Origin of the sequence: Pseudomonas jilinensis (genome assembly GCF_003586265.1) — a bacterium.
GTDB lineage: Bacteria > Pseudomonadota > Gammaproteobacteria > Pseudomonadales > Pseudomonadaceae > Halopseudomonas > Halopseudomonas phragmitis.
Genome location: NZ_QJSA01000002.1, coordinates 179,332 through 197,123, shown reverse-complemented (window position 1 = coordinate 197,123; position 17,792 = coordinate 179,332). Strand labels below are relative to the sequence as shown.

Genomic DNA, 17,792 nt, shown 5'->3' with positions numbered 1-17,792 from the left:
GCTTCAACCGTCCAGACGTTCGTCAGCATCCAGCGGCCGGGCTTCGCTTTCGAGCATGACCGGGATCCCATCACGGATCGGGAAGGCCAGGCCATCAGCCCGGCACCAGAGTTCGGTTTTATCGCGGTTCTGCACCAGAGGGCCCTTGCACAGCGGGCAGGCGAGAATATCCAGCAACTTGGGGTCCATCATGAGACTCCTGAGAGAGAAAACGTGAATTATCGCACAGGCAGCAGGGTCGCCAGCCGACTTTCCAGCGCCTGACGAAAGGCCTCGCTGGGACGCGCATCGACACTCAGATACCACCACTGCTCTTCGGCAAAGGCAGCGCACTTGACTGCGTCCTTTTCGGTCATGATCAACGGCCGGCCGGCACTCAAGGCGCTCAACACCGAGGCAGTGTACTGTGCGTGATCGGCAAACGGCTGCCGCTCAACCTCAAAGGATAAGCTTTCCAACGTGCGGAAGAAACGTTCGGGATTGCCGATTCCGGCAAGCCCGACAACCTGACGCGGCCCCTGCCACTGAGTCGCCGGACAACGCTGGCCGGTGCGCAGATTGATCAGTTCGCCCGGCACCAGCTGCATGGCGTAACCGTCAGGGCTGTCTTCAGTGGCGCCATTGCGCACAATGAAATCCACTGCGGCCAACCGCTCTGGCGGCTCGCGCAAGGGACCTTCCGGCAGGCAGCGGCCATTGCCCACCCCCCGCGCCTGATCCAGCATGACCAGTTCAAGATGACGACCCAGACGGTAATGCTGCAACCCATCGTCACTGATGATCAGGTCCACCGGCTCGTGCTCCAGCAGGTGCTGAACAGCCCTGACCCGATCCGGATCGATCACCACCGGCACTCCGCTGCGTCGGGCCAGCAGCAGCGGCTCGTCCCCGGCAATGGAAGCATCGTCGCTATCGGTGCGGACTCGCCAGGGCAGACTCGGCGGTTTGGCCCCATAACCACGGCTGACCACTCCGGCGCGGATCCCACGCGCGGCCAGCCATTCGATCAGCCATAGGGTCATTGGCGTTTTGCCGGTGCCGCCCAGGGTAATGTTACCGACCACCAACAGCGGCACCGGCGGCTGCCAGCTAGCGCCACTTTCGTCGAGAAAGCGCTGCCGGCGACGCCGGGCAACCTGCGTGTAAAGCCAGGACAATGGGCGCAGCAGTCGCAGCCAGGGCGCCCGGCCATACCAGGCGCCCAGCATCACAGCTTCCAGCGAGCGACGCTTCACGGCTGGCCGTCAGACTGCATTTCACTGGTTGTCAGGCGCAGCCGACTGAATCCGAGCTGACCGGCGGCATCCATCGCAGTCACCACTGCCTGATGCGGCGCCTGACCATCGGCGGTGATTACCAGCGGCAGCTCGGTGTTGCCGGCCGACTCACGCTGCAATGCCCGCTTGAGATTGTCCAGACTGGGGTTGGCCAGCACCTGCTCATTGACCGCCACCTCACCAGCAGCCGAGATGGTCAGCTCAATCACCTGCAGATCCTGCTCCACCGGCTCACCGGAAGCCGCCTGTGGCAGATCCACCTTGAGCTGGGTTTCCCGGGTGAAGGTGGTCGTAACCATAAAAAAGATCAGCAGCAAAAACACCACATCGATCAGCGGCGTGAGGTTGACCCCAACCTCTTCTGGGCGTTGACGACGAAATTGCACGGCTCATGCTCCCTTGCGGGCTTTGGCCCGAGGCGCTGCTGCCTCCTGGGCACCGCCATTGAGCTCGACGTCACGATTACCCTGCACCACCTCAACCAGCTTGGTCGCCTCCTGCTCCATAGCGACCACCAGTTCGTCGACCTTGCGGACAAAGAAACGATGGAAGAACAACGCCGGAATCGCCACGGTCAAGCCAGCCGCCGTAGTGATCAGCGCCTTGGAAATACCGCCAGCCAGCACTCCGGTATTGCCGGTGCCCTGGATCATGATCGCGCTGAATACATCGATCATGCCGATCACCGTACCCAGCAATCCCAGCAGCGGGGTGATTGCCGCAATGGTGCCCAGGGTGTTGAGATAACGCTCAAGCTCATGGATGACCTTGCCGGCCGCTTCCTGAATGCATTCCTTCATGATCTCCCGGCCATGCCGGGAGTTCGCCAGACCAGCGGCGAGAATTTCGCCCAGCGGTGAATCGGCGCGCAGACTCTTGAGCTTCATGGCATCGAGTTGGCCGTCCTTGATCCAGCGCCAGACCTGGCCAAGCAGATTGGGAGGAGCGATACGTGTGCTACGCAGAGTCCAGGCGCGCTCGATGACAATGGCCACAGCGATGACCGAACACAACAGAATCGGCAGCATCAGCCAGCCACCCGCACTGATCAATTCCCACACGCGCGTTCCCTCCCCCAATCAATTTAATTACTCAACTGCCGCTATCGGCGACTGTAGTCATTCATGCCAAAAACGCCGGGCGTGCTCACGCCAACGCCAGATCAACTCGGTACCATGCTCGTCCATGGCGAAGCGTACAGCGCCGGAGCCGGCAGTATAAACCGGTTCGACCTGCAATTCTTGGTAACGTGCCACAACCTGAGGATGCGGATGATTGTAGCGATTATTGCGCCCGGCACTGAACACCACCCAACGCGGTGCCACAGCCCGAATCAGTGCATAGGATGACGAGCTGCGACTGCCGTGATGCGGTGCCAACAACAACTCGGCCGCCAACGGCCGCCCCAGCATCTGGTACTCGCCACGGATACCCAGGTCGCCCGGCAACACCACGCCCCGACCAACCGGCCCGGCGCGTAGCACACAGGAGCGCTCGTTGGGCGGTGCTGGCGGCGGCGCGCTATAGAGCACCTCGAACGGCACGCCATTCCACTCCCAACGCTCACCCGGCTGACAGGCTGAAGCATCCAGTTCCGCCGGCAACCGTTCATGCTCGCCAGCCAGAACCCGATCAACCTGCATACGGCGGGTTACAGCCAACGCCCCACCAGCATGATCGCTGTCGGCATGGCTGAGCAACAGGGTATCCAGCCGGCGCAACCCGAACCGGCTCAACGCTGGATGTACCACTGCCTCGCCCAGATCAAAACCACTGGGCAAGCGTGCTCCGGCATCATAGAGCAACGCATGCTCGCGGGTCTGCAGCAGCACCGACAACCCCTGCCCTACATCCAGCACCGTAACCCACAACTGGCCTTCAGCAGGTCTCGGAGTCGCCGGCCAGACCAGTGCCGACAAACAAACAAGCGCAGGAATTCGCAACAACGGCGCCAGCGGACTGACCAACAACAGACAGGCCAGCAGCCCAATGGACCAGTTCAACCAGCCGGGGAACCCAAGATTAACCGGACTCTGCCACTGGGCTACCCAGCCCAGGCAGAAGAACAGGGCCTCCAGACTCCAGGCTGCCAGCACCAGCAACCAGTCAGGTCCACCCAGCAGCACCAACAGAGCCCCGAGCATACCCGGCGGCACCACCAGCATGCTGACCCAGGGAATCGCCCACAGGTTGACCAGCGGTGCGGACAGACTCCCCGGCATGCTCCACAACAACAACCAGGGCCATAAGCCGATGAAGATCACCCATTGCGAGCGCCCCCAACGCCACCACCAGCCCTTGATCAGCAGACGCCCACCCAGCCCCAGCAGCAACAACCCCACCGCCATGAACGACAACCAGAAGCCAGCCCGCAACGGAGCCGCCGGATCCAACGTCAATACCGCCGCCAGGGCCAGCCACCACACCTGCCAGGGGCCTGGCTGACGATAGACCAGGCGCATCAACAGCACTAGCACAACCATCAGCATTGCCCGCTGAGTTGGCACGGCAAAACCAGCCAAGGCCGCGTACAAGGCCGCAACCAGCATAGCCAGCGGCGCCGCCAGCCATAGACTGGGCCAGCGCCAAGGTAGCCAGCCAGGACGAAAAACAAGACCTATCAGAGCAAAGGCCGCGGCCGCCAGCATGCCGACATGCAAACCGGAAATCACCATCAAGTGGCTGGTCCCGGTAGCCTGCAGCACCTGCCAATCGGCGTTGCTGAGCACGCTACGATCCCCAACCAACAATGCCAGCAGCCGGGTGTCGGCATCGCGGGCTTGTAGCTGCTGTGCCAGTCGGTCACGCCAATGCGTGCGCAGCCCATGCAGATCCAGCGAATCAGGTGCTACCAGCAACTCCCCGCTACGCACGCTGGCCAGACCGCCAATGCCCTGGGCATAGAGCCAGGCTTCGTAATCGAAGGTCCCCGGATTGGACATGCCGGCAGGACGCCGTAAGGTCATCTCAAAACGCCAAAGCTCACCATGGGCCAAGGGTGGACCTGCAAACCAGTGGGCACGCAGCAGGGGCAATCCCTGCCCGCTATCAACCAGCCGGGCGTCACGCAGTTGAAAACGCCAACCATTGGTCGTGGGCTCCGGCAAGCCATGGACTCGACCTTCGACCAATAGCCTTTGCCCTTCCAGGTCGGGTGCCAGACGCTCGCCTAATTGCTGATGATGAATCCAAAGTGCCCAGCACATGGCCAGCAACAGCACCGCCAGCGGCCGGGCCTTGGCACTCAAGGTCAGCAACCCAGCCACGATCAGCAGCACAACAAGCCAAAAGAGCTCCGGCAACCCTGGTAGCAATAGTGGCAGCAACAGACCTGTCAACCAAGCCGGCAGCAGAAAAGCCAGTTTCATGTAACATCCTGTTCATTACCGTCGCTGCCAGGCAGTAGTCCATGCCTGGCATTCCATGCATAATTGGTCCACGTTCAACCCGCCGACCATTCGCTGATGCCGCGCCAGATTCTCAAACGCTACATGCCCAGTCCGGAGCGGATCAAGCGCAGTAAATCCCTGCGTTTTCTCGGCACCATTCTGCACGATCCAAACCTGTGGCACCTCAACCGTCACAGTGTGGCTCGCGCCATGGCCATTGGTCTGTTCGTTTGCATGCTGCCGATCCCGATGCAGATGCTGGTATCGGCAATCATCGCTATTCCCTGCCGCGCCAACCTGCCAATCTCCGTCGGTCTGGTCTGGTTGTCCAACCCGGTGACCATGCCGCCGCTATTCTTCATTCAGTACAAGATTGGCACCCTGCTGCTCGGCACCCCGGAGCGCACTATCCCAATGGAGCTGTCACTGACCTGGATCAGCGCGGAAATCCAGCACATCTGGCAACCGCTACTGGTCGGCTCGGTCCTGATGGGTGCGGTGCTGGCATTGATTGGCTACAGCGCCACCATGTTGTATTGGCGCTTTTGGGTCTCGCGCAACTGGGAGCAGCGCAAACTGCGACGCCGTCGGCAATCCTGAACCGACGGCGATAGGTGAGAATCAGATCTGCTTCAGAACTGATGCTGTTCGAGATGACCTTCGGTCAGAGTCAGCACCCGATCCATCTGGGCTGCCAGGTGCAAATCGTGGGTCACCACCAGGAAGGTGGTTTTCAGGCTCTGGCTCAACTCCAGCATAAGTTGCTGAACACTTCGGGCAGTATGCTGATCGAGATTGCCGGTCGGCTCATCGAGCAGCACACAAGCCGGCTGATTGATCAGCGCCCGGGCAATTGCCACCCGCTGACGTTCGCCGCCGGATAATTCCGCTGGCTTGTGGCCAGCCCGCGGCTTCAAGCCCACCCGCTCCAGCATGTTCATCGCCCGCTCGCGCGCCTCGGCAATCGGTGTGCGACCAATCAGCAGCGGCATACAGACATTCTCCAGCGCAGTGAACTCCGGCAACAGATGGTGAAACTGGTAAACAAAGCCCAGATCACTGTTGCGCAGACGCCCACGCTCCGACTCGCGCAGCGCAGAAATCTGCTTGCCAGCCAACCAGACTTCACCTTCGCTCGGGGTATCCAGCCCGCCGAGCAGGTTGAGCAAGGTGGTCTTGCCCGAGCCGGAACTGCCAACGATTGCCACCCGCTCGCCGGCCTCCAGCCGCAGGTTGACGTTTTTCAGCACCTGTAGGCTCTGCGGCCCCACCGCGTACTCCTTGCAGATCCGCCGGCATTCGAGAACCACTTCAGTCATAACGCAAAGCCTCCGCCGGTTCGGTCCGTGATGCCCGCCAGGCCGGATACAGGGTGGCCAGGAAGCTCAGACCCAGACCCGCCGAGCAGATCAGCAGCACATCGCCCCAAAGCAACTCGGATGGCAGGTAGTTGATGAAATACACATCGGAACTGAGGAATTGAATCCCCAGCAAACGTTCCAGTCCGGCCACCAGATCGGAGACATTGAGCGCCGCCAGCACACCAAGCACGCAGCCGGCCAGAGTCCCGACCACACCGATAACCGAGCCCTGGACCATGAAAATGCCCATGATCGTGCGTGGCGAACTGCCCAGAGTGCGCAAGATCGCGATATCGGCCTTTTTGTCGGTGACCACCATCACCAGAGTGGAAATGATGTTGAAGGCTGCCACCGCCACGATCAGCAATAGCAGCAAGCCGACCATGGTCTTTTCCATGCGGATAGCCGCGAACAGGTTGCCGTGGCTGCGGGTCCAGTCCTGGGCATAGTATTGGCCCGGCAACCGGGTCACCAGCTCCCAGGCTACCTGCGGCGCCTGGAACAGATCATCCAGCTTGATCCGCAGCCCCTGAACCTGCCCTGGCTGCCAGCGTGACAGACGCGCAGCATCGGCGGCGTGAATCAACGCCAGCGAGCCGTCCAGTTCGGCCCCGACCTTGAACACCCCCACAACCTCAAAACGCTTGAGCCGCGGAAACACACCGGCTGGCGTCATCGAGGCCTCCGGTAAGACGAAGGTCAGCTTGTCACCCGGCTCAACTCCGAAGCGCTTGGCCGTCAGTTCACCGATGATGATACCGAACTGGCCATCAACCAAAGAATCCAGGCTGCCAGCCTCGAGGTGCTGATCGATGATCGAGACGCCAGCCTCGGCCTCGGGCACAATGCCATTAACCAGAACCGGAGCTACACTTCCGTTATGGGTCAACATCCCCTGGAGCTGAATGAACGGCGCCGCCGCCTCCACTCTGGGATGGGCGGTCAGCACTCCAGCCAGACTTTGCCAATCGTCGATCGGCTGGTAACCATTGATGGTGGCATGCGGCACCATGCCGAGAATTCTGGTACGCAACTCACGATCAAAACCGTTCATGACTGACAACACCAGAATCATGACCATGACCCCCAGGGTCAGGCCGAGCATGGAAATCAGCGAGATGAACGAAATGAAGTGGTTACGACGTTTGGCGCGGGTGTAGCGCAATCCGATAAAAAACGGCAGGGGTCTGAACATGGAATACCAGTTACCTGAAGGATGGACCCAGTTGAGTGTCGGTTTGGGCTGCCATGTTACACTGAATTGCGTTGCGGTAAACGGGAACAGCCATGCAAACCCATAACGACGTTGACAACGACATGCGCGAATATTTCCGTATCCAGGACAATCTGGCGCTGGACTATCGGCTGATCGATGGCCCCGAGGGGGACCTGTCCGATTTCACCCGACAATCCCCCCTGTTCGGACTGCTGGGAGACCTGCACATGCTCGACTACGAGTCCCAGCATCTGTTGCGTCAGATCGCCGAGCGCGACCGGGCCCTGGCCAACTACCTGAAGATAATCAACAAGCGCATCGATCTGGTCGGCAAAGCCCTTGCTACCCAATTGTCTGAAGATCTGGGCGCCTGTGTCGACGTCACTATCAGCGAAGGCGGGATGTCCTTCCCCGCCTCCGAGCCCCTTACACCCGGCAGTTGGCTCGCCATCCGTATGGTACTGCTCCCTACTCCGCTCGGCCTTATCGTGCCAGCCAAAGTTGTGCATTGTGACCCATTTGCTACCGGCAAATGGACAATCGGGGTAAGCTTCGAGCAATTGTCCGATGCTCAGCGCCAGCTACTGGCCCGGCATATTCTGCAAAAGCAGGCCCAGGACATACGAGCTGCAAAAACCGAAGAAAGGACGCCAACATGAAAAAACTCACCAGCCTGAGCCTGGCCGTCACCCTGCTGTGCGGTGCCGCCTGGAGCCTGGCCGACACGCTAACCGTACCGGTCGGCCAGCAGGCAGGCACCAGCGCCAACCAACTACCGAACAACGGCACCAGCAGCGCCCAGGTAGTTCAGCGCCATGGACAGCCCACCACCCGTCACCCGGCCGTCGGCCAGCCACCGATCAGCCGTTGGGACTATCCCGGTTTCAGCGTCTACTTCGAACACGACAAGGTCATTCATAGCGTGCGTCAGCACCAACCTCGGATACAGTAACGTCAATGCCGCTCATCTATGGCCACCGGGGCGCCCGTGCCGAGGCTCCAGAGAACACCCTGCCAAGTTTTCGCAAGGCTCTTGAGGCCGGAGTCACCCGGGTTGAACTAGACCTGCACCTGTCGGCCGACCAGCAACTGATCGTCATTCATGACCCCACGCTCAGGCGCACCACTGGCCTGGGTGGTAAGGTTGCTCAACACCCGGCTACACACCTGACCCGCCTCGACGCCCGTCATGCCCTGCCCGACTGGCCGGAGCCCTGCCTGATCCCCAGTCTGGAACAACTGTTCGAGAGCTGCCCGGAGTTCGAGCACTATCAGCTTGAGGTCAAGAGCGGCTCGCAAAGCCAGTCACGGCTGGTGATTGATGCAATCCTGCGGCTGGTCGAACGCTTTGAGCTGCACAACAAGGTCACCATCACCTCCAGCAGCCGCATCCTGCTGCGTTACGCCCATGACAGCGGCTGCCCATTGCCAACCGGACTGGTTGAGGAGTATGGCCTGCTGGACCCGGTCAAGAGTGCTTTACGTTACGGCTGCCAGATGCTGGTATTGAACTGGACGCTATGCAGCCCGGCGTTGCTGGCTCGAGCTCAGGCCAGCGGCCTGCACGTCTCAGTATGGACAGTCAATGATCTGGATTTAATGCAGCGCCTGGCGCAGATGGGGGTGGATAGCATCATTACCGATGTACCCAGCCAGGCTGTCCGGCTACTCGGCAACAGCGGCTGAGCCCCGGCCAAGCGGCCGGGGCAACCTGCTGGTTCAGAACAGCCGGTTCAGGCCATCCAGCGCAGCAACCCGGTAGGCCTCGGCCATGGTCGGGTAGTTGAAGGTGGTGTTGACGAAATACTGAATGGTATTGGCCTCACCCTTCTGGTTCATAATCGCCTGACCGATATGTACGATCTCGGCGGCCTGGTCGCCAAAGCAATGAATACCCAGCACTTCCAGGGTTTCACGGTGAAACAGGATCTTCAGCAGCCCTACCGGCTCACCACTGATCTGCGCCCTGGCAATACTCTTGAAGAACGCCTGACCGACCTCATAGGGCACTTTGGCCTCAGTCAGTTCACGCTCGGTCTTGCCGACCGAACTGATCTCGGGAATGGTATAGATACCGGTCGGCACATCATCGACAAACCGCCAGGCATCGTTGCTGACGATATTGCCAGCCGCCGAACGGCCCTGATCGAAAGCCGCACTGGCCAGACTCGGCCAACCGATCACATCACCCACCGCGTAGATGTTCGGCACCGAGGTCCGGTAGTTCTGATCGACCTCAAGCTGACCCCGGCCGTTGGGATGCAGCCCGACGTTCTCCAGCCCCAGACCATCGGTGTTGCCGGTACGGCCATTGCACCAGAGCAAGGCGTCAGCTTTGAGCTTCTTGCCGGACTTGAGATGCAGAATCACCCCACGATTTTCCAGCCCCTCGATCTTGTCATACTCCTCGTTGTGGCGTATCAGCACACTGTTGTTGCGCAGGTGATAACTGAGCGCATCGGAGATTTCATCATCGAGGAAGCTGAGCAAACGGTCGCGATTGTCGATCAGATCGACCTTCACCCCAAGACCGCAAAAAATCGATGCATACTCGCAGCCGATCACCCCGGCGCCATAGATAATCAGGGTGCGCGGCGTGTGATTGAGCTTGAGAATGGTGTCACTGTCGTAGATGCGCGGGTGGCTGAAGTTGACATCCGCCGGACGGTACGGCCGCGAACCGGTAGCGATGATTACTTCCTTGGCCACCAGCTTGTCCACTACCCCGGAGCTATTGACCAGCTCGATGGTGTGCTCATCGGCGAAACTGCCCTTGCCGAAAAACACATCGACCCGATTGCGCGCATAGTAGCTGGTACGTGAAGCCACCTGCTTGCTCATCACTTTTTCGGCGCTGCGCAATACGTCAGGGAACGAGAACCAACGCGGGTCACCAATCTGGCGGAACATCGGGTTGGTGTTGAACTGAATAATCTGCTTGACCGAATAACGCAGCGCCTTGGAGGGGATAGTGCCGAGGTGAGTGCAGTTGCCGCCCACCACATTGCGCTCTTCAACCACCGCCACCTTGCGGCCATGTTTGGCTGCATTCATCGCAGCCCCCTCACCCGCTGGGCCAGAGCCCAACACCACTACGTCATAGTTGTATACGGCCATTCAAATGTGTTCCTTGTGCTAACGGGAAAATGCTGACAGCTCACCGATTGCCTGACTAGTCGACCTTGGTCGCGTCACGCGCAAGATCTGCACCCTTGCTGGGCACCTGGGGCACACCGGCTCTGGCACTAGCCTCTTCACACTTGGTCGTGTCACCACCACAGATGCCACAGACCTTATCCACGCCAGTCGCACCGATACCACCACAGGAACCGGCAATTGGCTTGCGCCCCATCATCACCCCGACAGCCATGCCGGCGACGATCAGCGACATCAACAGAAAAGCCAAAACCCAAACCATGAGTTACTCCTTGCCCCTTTTGAGGACCTTGAATCGGGGAGTGCTGCGGGATACGAAGCCCTTCCCGGAACGAATTACGAACAAAGCTGCTATGTCATGCTCTACAGCATACACCCATCCGGCCTCCGGCCCCTTGACCAACAGAATGGTCGACAGCCCGTCAGCCCGTGCCGTGGACGGGTCCAGCACCGTGACCGAGGCCAGGGCATGCATGACCGGGCGGCCACTGACCGGATCGAAGGTATGCGAGTAGCGCTGCCCCTCGTACTCGAAATAATTGCGATAATCTCCTGAGGTGGATACGCCGTGACCATCCAGAGCGATCACCTTGTGGGTTACCCGGTTGTCGTCACGCGGCTCCTCGACCGCGATCCGCCAAGGCCGGTTGCCTGGCTTCAGACCGGCCGCCTTGAGCTCACCGGTGATTTCAACCATGTAGCTGGTGATTCCCAGACTGTGCAGGTATTCCACCACACGATCAACCATGTAACCGGCTGCGATGCTGCTGACATCCACCTCAACGTCAGCATCCTTGCACAGCTGACGACCCTCAATCCGCAGGTGCCGCTGACCTACCCGCTGTAGTGTACGTTCAACTTCCTGCTCGGCAGGAATCACTTGGCGCCCATCGCCACCGTGGAACCCCCACAGCCGCAGCAAGGGACCAACAGTCAGATCAAAGGCACCGCCGCTCTCACGATTGAGCTCCTGAGCCAGCCGCACTAGATCCAGTACCGAATCAGGCATATCCCGGCAACTGCCGACAGCCGCAGCGTTGAAAAGCGCCAAATCAGAATCGGGACGCCAGGTCGACACCTCAGCGTCGAACTCGGCCAGCATGGCCTCGATCTCGGCATGCAGGGCCACTGCCCCCAGGGAGTCCTCTTGCGCCACCCACTTGATCGAGTAGCTGCTCCCCATAGTAGCGCCCTGAACTTCAGAAACCGGCTCTACAGAATTGAAACAGCCCGTTACGGCTGCCGCCAGGGCGACAGCTATAACGGGCTGGGTAACACGATGCAGCATGTTTATCCGCCGAAGTCGTCGAGCAGGATATTCTCGGGCTCCACACCCAGGTCTTGCAGCATCTTGATCACCGAAGCGTTCATCATCGGCGGCCCGCACATGTAGAACTCGCAGTCCTCAGGCGCCGGATGCTCCTTCAGGTAGTTCTCGAACAGAACGTTGTGGATAAAGCCGGTGGGGCCTTCCCAGTTATCTTCGGGCAGCGGATCCGACAGTGCCAGATGCCACTCGAAGTTCTCGTTCTCAGCAGCCAGTTGATCGAACTCTTCGACGTAGAAAGCCTCGCGCAGCGAACGCGCGCCGTACCAGAAGCTGATCTTGCGCGTGGAGTGCAGACGCTTGAGCTGGTCGAAGATGTGCGAGCGCATTGGCGCCATACCGGCACCACCACCGACAAAGACCATCTCGGCATCGGTTTCCTTGGCGAAGAACTCACCAAACGGGCCATACACGGTTACCTTGTCACCGGGCTTGAGAGAAAATACCCAGGAAGACATCTTGCCGGGCGGCAAGTCATCACGACCGGGCGGCGGCGAGGCCACACGGATGTTGAACTTGACCACGCCCTTCTCTTCCGGGTAGTTAGCCATCGAATAGGCGCGGATGACCGTTTCGTCGACCTTGGAAACATACTTCCATTGATCGAATTTGTCCCAGTCGCCACGGTATTCAGGCTGAATGTCGAAGTCCTTGTAATGCACGGTGTGCGGCGGGCATTCAAGCTGTACGTAACCACCGGCACGGAAGTCAACGTTCTCGCCTTCCGGCAGTTTCAGGGTCAGTTCCTTGATGAAGGTCGCGACGTTGGGGTTGGACTCGACAGTACACTCCCACTTCTTCACGCCGAACACTTCTTCCGGCACTTCGATCTTCATGTCCTGCTTGACCGGGGTCTGACAGGACAGGCGCCAGCCTTCCTTCGCTTCACGCTTGGTGAAGTGAGTCTCTTCGGTCGGCAGCATTTCGCCACCGCCCGCTTCAACGATGCACTTGCACTGGGCGCAGGTACCGCCGCCACCACAGGCCGACGACAGGAAAATGCCGTTGTCGGACAGCGTGTTGAGCAGCTTGCCGCCAGCCGGCACGGTAATGGTCCGCTCGCCGTTGATCTCGATAGAGATGTCACCGCTGCTGACCAGTTTCGAACGGGCGATCAGGATCACGGCCACCAGCGTCAAAACGACCGCGGTGAACATCCCGACGCCGAGGATGATTTCGATGTTCATGACGGGTTCAGCTCCTTATTACAGTTGTACGCCGGAGAAGGACATGAAGCCCAGAGACATCAGACCGACAATGATGAAGGTGATGCCCAGTCCGCGCAGACCGTCCGGAACGTCGCTGTACTTGAGTTTTTCACGGATACCAGCCAGCGCGACAATTGCCAGCGCCCAGCCAGTACCAGCCCCAAAGCCGTACACGACACTTTCACCCAGTGCGTAATCACGCTCAACCATGAACAGCGAAGCACCCAAAATCGCACAGTTCACGGTAATCAGCGGCAGGAACACGCCCAGCGCGTTGTAGAGCGCCGGAACATATTTGTCGAGCAGCATCTCGAGGATCTGAACCATGGCGGCGATAACGCCGATATAGCTCAGCAGACCGAGGAAACTCAGGTCGACATTCGGCATACCGGCCCAGGCCAGTGCGCCATCACGCAGCAGATAGGTGTAGATCAGGTTGTTGGCAGGTACGGTGATGGTCAATACCACAACCACCGCAATACCCAGACCCAGGGCGGTTTGCACCTTCTTGGAAATGGCCAGGAAGGTACACATCCCGAGGAAGAATGCCAGCGCCATGTTCTCAACGAAAATGGCTCTGACCAGCAGGCTAATGTAATGCTCGATCATGATTTACATGGCCTCCTTGGCGGCACGGGTCTGAGGGGCCATCTTGAACTCGACAGCCTCGACCTGGCCTTTGTCCCAGGTACGCAGGGCCCAGATGATCAGGCCGATGATGAAGAACGCCGACGGCGGCAACAGCAGCATACCGTTGGGCTGATACCAACCACCGGCATTGACCAGCGGCAGGATCTCGAAGCCCAGCAGCGAGCCGGCACCGAACAGTTCACGGATGACCGCAACCACGATCAGGATGAAGCTGTAGCCCAGACCGTTACCGATACCATCAAGGAAACTCATGGCCGGCGGGTTCTGCATGGCGAAGGCCTCAGCACGCCCCATCACGATACAGTTGGTGATAATCAGACCGACGAACACCGACAACTGCTTGCTGGCGTCATAGGCGAAAGCCTTGAGGGTCTGGTCAACCAGAATTACCAGAGAGGCGATGATCACCATCTGCACGATCATACGAATCGCACTGGGAATCTGGTTACGAATTACCGAAATGAACAGGTTGGACAGTGCACAGACCGAAGTCAGAGCCACACACATGACCAGAGTTACACTCAGGCTGGTGGTCACTGCCAGGGCCGAACAAATCCCCAGTACCTGCAGAGCGATCGGGTTGTTACTAAAAATGGGCTCGAAGAGCACCTGCTTGGCGCTTGCCTTAGCCATGATTAAGCCTCCCCTGCGCGCAGGTTATCCAGGAACGGACGGAAACCATTTTCGCCCATCCAGAAACGGACCAGGTTTTCCACACCACGACTGGTCAGAGTCGCACCGGCCAGACCATCGACCTGGTGCTGGATACGCGGACTGTTGCTGTCGACGCTGCCTTTAAGCACCTGTACAGCCACGCTGCCGTCATCGTTGTAGATCAGCTTACCGGTCCACTGCTGCTTCCAGTTCGGGTTATCAACCTCACCACCCAGACCAGGGGTCTCGGCGTGTTGATAAAAACCCAGACCCACAACAGTGTTGAGGTCGCCTTCCAGGGCCACGAAGCCATACAGGGTCGACCACAGACCAGCGCCGTGAATCGGCAGGATCAGAGTTTCGATCCCGTCTTCGTTCTCCACCATATAAACGGTAGCGAAGTGCTCACGGCGACGGATAGCTGCAATATCGTCCGAACTGTCCAGACGGCTGGACAATGCCGGCTCCTTGGCAGCACGAGCCTGATCGTAGCTCAACGGGTCCAGCTCATCGCTGAACTTGCCGGTACGCAGGTCGACCAGACGCGGGGTGATCTTCTGGAACTGCTCCTGAACCGGCACACCCGGCTCCAGCAGACCAGCGATCGACAGGATGTTACGTTGCTTGTCGAGCAACTGGTTGGTGATCTGGATCGGTTTCAGCGATACCGCTGCGGTGGACACCACCACCGAACACACCAGACAGACCAACAGAGCGACAGTAATCGTCCGCCCTACGGTTTCTTTCTTAGCTGACATGACGTGCGAGCCTCCGCTTGATATTGGCCTGAACCACGAAGTGGTCGATCAGGGGCGCGAACAGGTTGGCAAACAGAATCGCCAGCATCATGCCCTCAGGGAACGCCGGGTTCACCACCCGGATCAGGATAACCATGACACCAATCAAGGCACCGAAGATCCACTTGCCGGTATTGGTCATTGAGGCGGACACCGGGTCGGTCGCCATGAAGATCATGCCGAAAGCGAAGCCACCGATCACCAGGTGCCAGTACCAGGGCATGGCGAACATCGGGTTGCTGGTTGAACCAATGGTGTTGAACAGCAAGCTCATACCGATCATGCCGATCATCACACCAGCTACGATGCGCCAGCTGGCGATCTTGGTCAGCAGCAGAATCGCGCCGCCGAGGAAGATAGCCAGCGTCGACACTTCACCGATCGAACCCTGCATATTGCCAAAGAAGGCGTCCCACCAGGTGATGCCCTGGGCCAGGATGCCCTGTACGCCACCTTCGGCGCCCAGGCTCAGCGCGGTAGCGCCGGAGTAGCCGTCAACCGTGGTCCAAACCGCGTCACCGGAGATTTCCGCCGGATAGGCGAAGAACAGGAAGGCTCGGCCGGTCAGTGCCGGGTTAAGGAAGTTCTTGCCAGTACCACCGAACACTTCCTTGCCGATCACCACACCGAAGCTGATGCCCAGCGCAACCTGCCACAGCGGGATATCTGGCGGCATGATCAGGGCGAACAGCACTGAGGTCACGAAGAAACCTTCATTGACTTCATGCTTGCGGATCGAGGCGAACAGCACTTCCCAGAAACCACCGACCAGGAAGGTCACCAGGTAAATGGGCAGGAAGTAGGCAGCGCCGTGAACGAAGTTGTCCCAGAGGCTGGCTGGATTGAAACCGGCAAACAGCGAGATCAGGGCGATCCGCCAGTTGTCCTGGGCAGCCATCAGTTCCGGGCTGGCAGCAAGAATGCTGTTGGCCTGATAACCGATGTTGTACATGCCGTAGAACATCACCGGGAAAGTGCATAGCCAAACGGTGATCATCATCCGCTTGAGGTCGATACCATCACGCACGTGGGCGGTGGTTTTGGTCACACTGCCGGGGCGGTAAAAGAAGGTATCAATGGCTTCGTACAGGGCATACCACTTCTCGTGCTTGCCGCCCTTTTCGAAGTTGTGTTCGATCTTGTCCAGAAATGAACGCAGACCCATGGTTTAACCCTCCTTCTCGATGCGGGTCAAGTTGTCCCGCAGGATCGGGCCGTATTCATACTTGCCGGCGCACACGTAGGTGCACAGAGCCAGATCTTCCTCGTCCAGCTCCAGGCAGCCCAGTTTTTGCGCCATGTCGGTATCACCGACGATCAGATAGCGCAGCAATTGGGTCGGCAGGATGTCCAGCGGCATCACTTCTTCATAGTTCCCGACCGGCACCATGGCCCGCGGGCTACCGTTGGTCGAAGTGCTGAAGTCGAACAGCTTGGCCGGATTCAGTTTGGAAACGAAGATGTTCAGCACCGAGTGCTTGTTAACCCCAGCGCGCAGGTAATGCATCATTTCCCGCTCACTGCCTTCACGCAGTACCGACACCAGTTGATGGTAACGACCCAGATAGCCGACCGGACCACGGGCATTGCGACCACCGAACACCGAACCGGAGATAATCCGGTTGTTGCCTGGTTTGAGTTCACCAGCGGTCAGCTCTTCCAGATTGGCGCCCAGACGAGTCTTGAGCAGGCGCGGATTGTCGACTTGCGGGCCGGCCAGTGCGACAACGCGCTCGGTCCAGATCTTGCCTTCGGTAAACAGCTTGCCGATAGCAATCACGTCCTGCGGGAATACCTGCCAGACCTGCTTGTGGTCATTGACCGGATCCAGGTGATGGATATGGGTGCCGGACAGGCCAGCAGGGTGCGGACCAGCAAAGCTCTCAGTGCTGACACCGGCCACGCCCTCGCCCGGCAGGCTGACGCCTTCGGCCTTGCACAGCCAGATCTTGCCGAGACGGGCCAGAACCTTGAGACCGTTTTCAAAGTCGGCCGCATGGGCTTTGATGACCACAGCCGGATCAGCCGCCAGCGGATGGGTATCGATTGCGGTTACGAAGATTGAGCTGGGCTTGCTGTCAACAGCCGGCACCTTACTATAGGGCCGCGTGCGCAGAGCAGTCCACAGACCGGAGTTGATCAGTTGATCACGCACCTGCTGCGGATCCAGGGTGTCCAGCTTGCCAGCGTCATGGGCATCGAAGGTCACCTGCTCGTCGCCATCGATATCGATGACTACCGACTGCAGGACGCGCTTCTCGCCTCGATTGATGGCACTGACAACACCACTGGCAGGCGCGGTATAGATCACGCCGGGCGTTTTCTTGTCGCTGAACAGAATCTGACCCAATTTGACCCGGTCACCTTCGCGCACTTCCATGGTCGGTTTCATACCGTGGTAATCAAAACCGACAACGGCTACGCTGCGTACGGGACGGGCATCCTCGATACGCTGCTCGGGTGAGCCGGTGATTGGCAGATCCAAGCCCCGTTTGATTTTTATCATACGAATAGCCTAATCACTGGTTGGAATCTTTAAGGGGCGGGCAGCCAGCCAGACAAATCCTCAGGCCTCCGACATGCGGAACAGGGCATCAGAGGCGGAATCAGGGCTAGGCGACCACAAACCCCCGGAAAAAATCCCGCTAAGTATAAAGACCATGCCCCTCAATGGCTACTCAAGCCATTGGTTTTTTCAGGTTTTTTAGTTTACGAAATCAATTTGACAAATAGCCGCAGGTCCTCGACACCGCCCT

Annotated in this window: 20 protein-coding genes; 4 read left to right on the top strand and 16 right to left on the bottom strand. The window is 59.1% G+C overall.

What is annotated here, in order from left to right; all coding sequences use genetic code 11:
• Positions 1–3 precede the first annotated feature (3 nt).
• The 5 genes from C2846_RS02870 to C2846_RS02850 are packed head-to-tail and all read right to left on the bottom strand — an operon-like array spanning position 4 to position 4,645.
• Positions 4–189, bottom strand: a complete 186-nt coding sequence (locus C2846_RS02870) for a Trm112 family protein (protein WP_080050489.1) — start codon at positions 187–189, stop codon at positions 4–6.
• 29 nt (positions 190–218) lie between these two features.
• On the bottom strand, positions 219–1,208 hold the full coding sequence (gene lpxK / locus C2846_RS02865) for a tetraacyldisaccharide 4'-kinase (protein WP_119700620.1): 990 nt from the start codon (positions 1,206–1,208) through the stop codon (positions 219–221).
• Positions 1,209–1,231: 23 nt separating this feature from the next.
• Positions 1,232–1,663 (bottom strand): ExbD/TolR family protein, encoded by a 432-nt coding sequence (locus C2846_RS02860; protein WP_080050487.1) that lies wholly within the window; start codon positions 1,661–1,663, stop codon positions 1,232–1,234.
• Between the two features lie 3 nt (positions 1,664–1,666).
• Entirely contained in the window at positions 1,667–2,338 is a 672-nt protein-coding gene (locus C2846_RS02855) for a MotA/TolQ/ExbB proton channel family protein (RefSeq protein ID WP_080050486.1), read from the bottom strand.
• Between the two features lie 57 nt (positions 2,339–2,395).
• Entirely contained in the window at positions 2,396–4,645 is a 2,250-nt protein-coding gene (locus tag C2846_RS02850; RefSeq protein ID WP_080050485.1) for a DNA internalization-related competence protein ComEC/Rec2, read from the bottom strand.
• Positions 4,646–4,741: 96 nt separating this feature from the next.
• Between C2846_RS02850 and C2846_RS02845 the strand changes: the two genes are divergently transcribed.
• The gene (locus C2846_RS02845; protein WP_080050484.1) at positions 4,742–5,266 is read left to right on the top strand and encodes a DUF2062 domain-containing protein; all 525 of its coding nucleotides are present in this window, start codon (positions 4,742–4,744) and stop codon (positions 5,264–5,266) included.
• A gap of 32 nt (positions 5,267–5,298) precedes the next feature.
• Here C2846_RS02845 and lolD read toward each other — a convergent pair whose 3' ends face one another.
• Positions 5,299–5,985: a lipoprotein-releasing ABC transporter ATP-binding protein LolD gene (gene lolD / locus C2846_RS02840; RefSeq protein WP_119700619.1), complete on the bottom strand. Its 687-nt coding sequence runs from the start codon at positions 5,983–5,985 to the stop codon at positions 5,299–5,301.
• On the bottom strand, positions 5,978–7,222 hold the full coding sequence (locus tag C2846_RS02835) for a lipoprotein-releasing ABC transporter permease subunit (protein ID WP_119700618.1): 1,245 nt from the start codon (positions 7,220–7,222) through the stop codon (positions 5,978–5,980). Before C2846_RS02835 ends, lolD begins: the two co-directional genes overlap by 8 nt.
• A 92-nt stretch (positions 7,223–7,314) precedes the next feature.
• On the opposite strand from C2846_RS02835, the gene C2846_RS02830 reads away from it, so the two are divergent.
• From C2846_RS02830 to C2846_RS02820, 3 genes are read left to right on the top strand one after another with little or no spacing between them, the layout of a single operon-like run.
• Positions 7,315–7,902: a PilZ domain-containing protein gene (locus tag C2846_RS02830; protein ID WP_080050481.1), complete on the top strand. Its 588-nt coding sequence runs from the start codon at positions 7,315–7,317 to the stop codon at positions 7,900–7,902.
• Complete coding sequence (locus C2846_RS02825) at positions 7,899–8,195, top strand: phosphodiesterase (RefSeq protein WP_231705518.1); 297 nt, start codon at positions 7,899–7,901, stop codon at positions 8,193–8,195. Before C2846_RS02830 ends, C2846_RS02825 begins: the two co-directional genes overlap by 4 nt.
• A gap of 5 nt (positions 8,196–8,200) precedes the next feature.
• Positions 8,201–8,929: a glycerophosphodiester phosphodiesterase gene (locus C2846_RS02820; RefSeq protein ID WP_080050480.1), complete on the top strand. Its 729-nt coding sequence runs from the start codon at positions 8,201–8,203 to the stop codon at positions 8,927–8,929.
• A gap of 33 nt (positions 8,930–8,962) precedes the next feature.
• Here the strand turns inward: C2846_RS02820 and sthA are convergent, their stop codons facing one another.
• From sthA to C2846_RS02775, 9 genes are read right to left on the bottom strand one after another with little or no spacing between them, the layout of a single operon-like run.
• Positions 8,963–10,360 carry a Si-specific NAD(P)(+) transhydrogenase gene (gene sthA, locus C2846_RS02815; protein ID WP_080050479.1) on the bottom strand — a complete coding sequence of 466 codons (1,398 nt, stop codon included), beginning with the start codon at positions 10,358–10,360 and terminating at the stop codon, positions 8,963–8,965.
• A gap of 55 nt (positions 10,361–10,415) precedes the next feature.
• Positions 10,416–10,661 carry a (Na+)-NQR maturation NqrM gene (gene nqrM, locus C2846_RS02810; protein WP_080050478.1) on the bottom strand — a complete coding sequence of 82 codons (246 nt, stop codon included), beginning with the start codon at positions 10,659–10,661 and terminating at the stop codon, positions 10,416–10,418.
• 3 nt (positions 10,662–10,664) lie between these two features.
• The gene (locus C2846_RS02805; protein ID WP_080050477.1) at positions 10,665–11,687 is read right to left on the bottom strand and encodes an FAD:protein FMN transferase; all 1,023 of its coding nucleotides are present in this window, start codon (positions 11,685–11,687) and stop codon (positions 10,665–10,667) included.
• Between the two features lie 2 nt (positions 11,688–11,689).
• Entirely contained in the window at positions 11,690–12,913 is a 1,224-nt protein-coding gene (nqrF, locus tag C2846_RS02800; protein WP_080050476.1) for an NADH:ubiquinone reductase (Na(+)-transporting) subunit F, read from the bottom strand.
• Positions 12,914–12,931: 18 nt separating this feature from the next.
• On the bottom strand, positions 12,932–13,540 hold the full coding sequence (gene nqrE, locus C2846_RS02795) for an NADH:ubiquinone reductase (Na(+)-transporting) subunit E (protein ID WP_080051730.1): 609 nt from the start codon (positions 13,538–13,540) through the stop codon (positions 12,932–12,934).
• A 6-nt stretch (positions 13,541–13,546) separates the two neighbouring features.
• Positions 13,547–14,218: an NADH:ubiquinone reductase (Na(+)-transporting) subunit D gene (locus tag C2846_RS02790; RefSeq protein WP_080050475.1), complete on the bottom strand. Its 672-nt coding sequence runs from the start codon at positions 14,216–14,218 to the stop codon at positions 13,547–13,549.
• 2 nt (positions 14,219–14,220) lie between these two features.
• On the bottom strand, positions 14,221–14,997 hold the full coding sequence (locus C2846_RS02785; protein ID WP_080050474.1) for a Na(+)-translocating NADH-quinone reductase subunit C: 777 nt from the start codon (positions 14,995–14,997) through the stop codon (positions 14,221–14,223).
• A complete protein-coding gene (locus C2846_RS02780; RefSeq protein WP_080050473.1) occupies positions 14,987–16,201 on the bottom strand; it encodes an NADH:ubiquinone reductase (Na(+)-transporting) subunit B in 1,215 nt (404 codons plus the stop codon). The genes C2846_RS02785 and C2846_RS02780 overlap by 11 nt, the downstream gene beginning before the upstream one ends.
• 3 nt (positions 16,202–16,204) lie before the next feature.
• Positions 16,205–17,542, bottom strand: coding sequence for a Na(+)-translocating NADH-quinone reductase subunit A (locus C2846_RS02775; protein ID WP_119700617.1), 1,338 nt, complete (start codon positions 17,540–17,542; stop codon positions 16,205–16,207).
• Positions 17,543–17,792 lie beyond the last annotated feature (250 nt).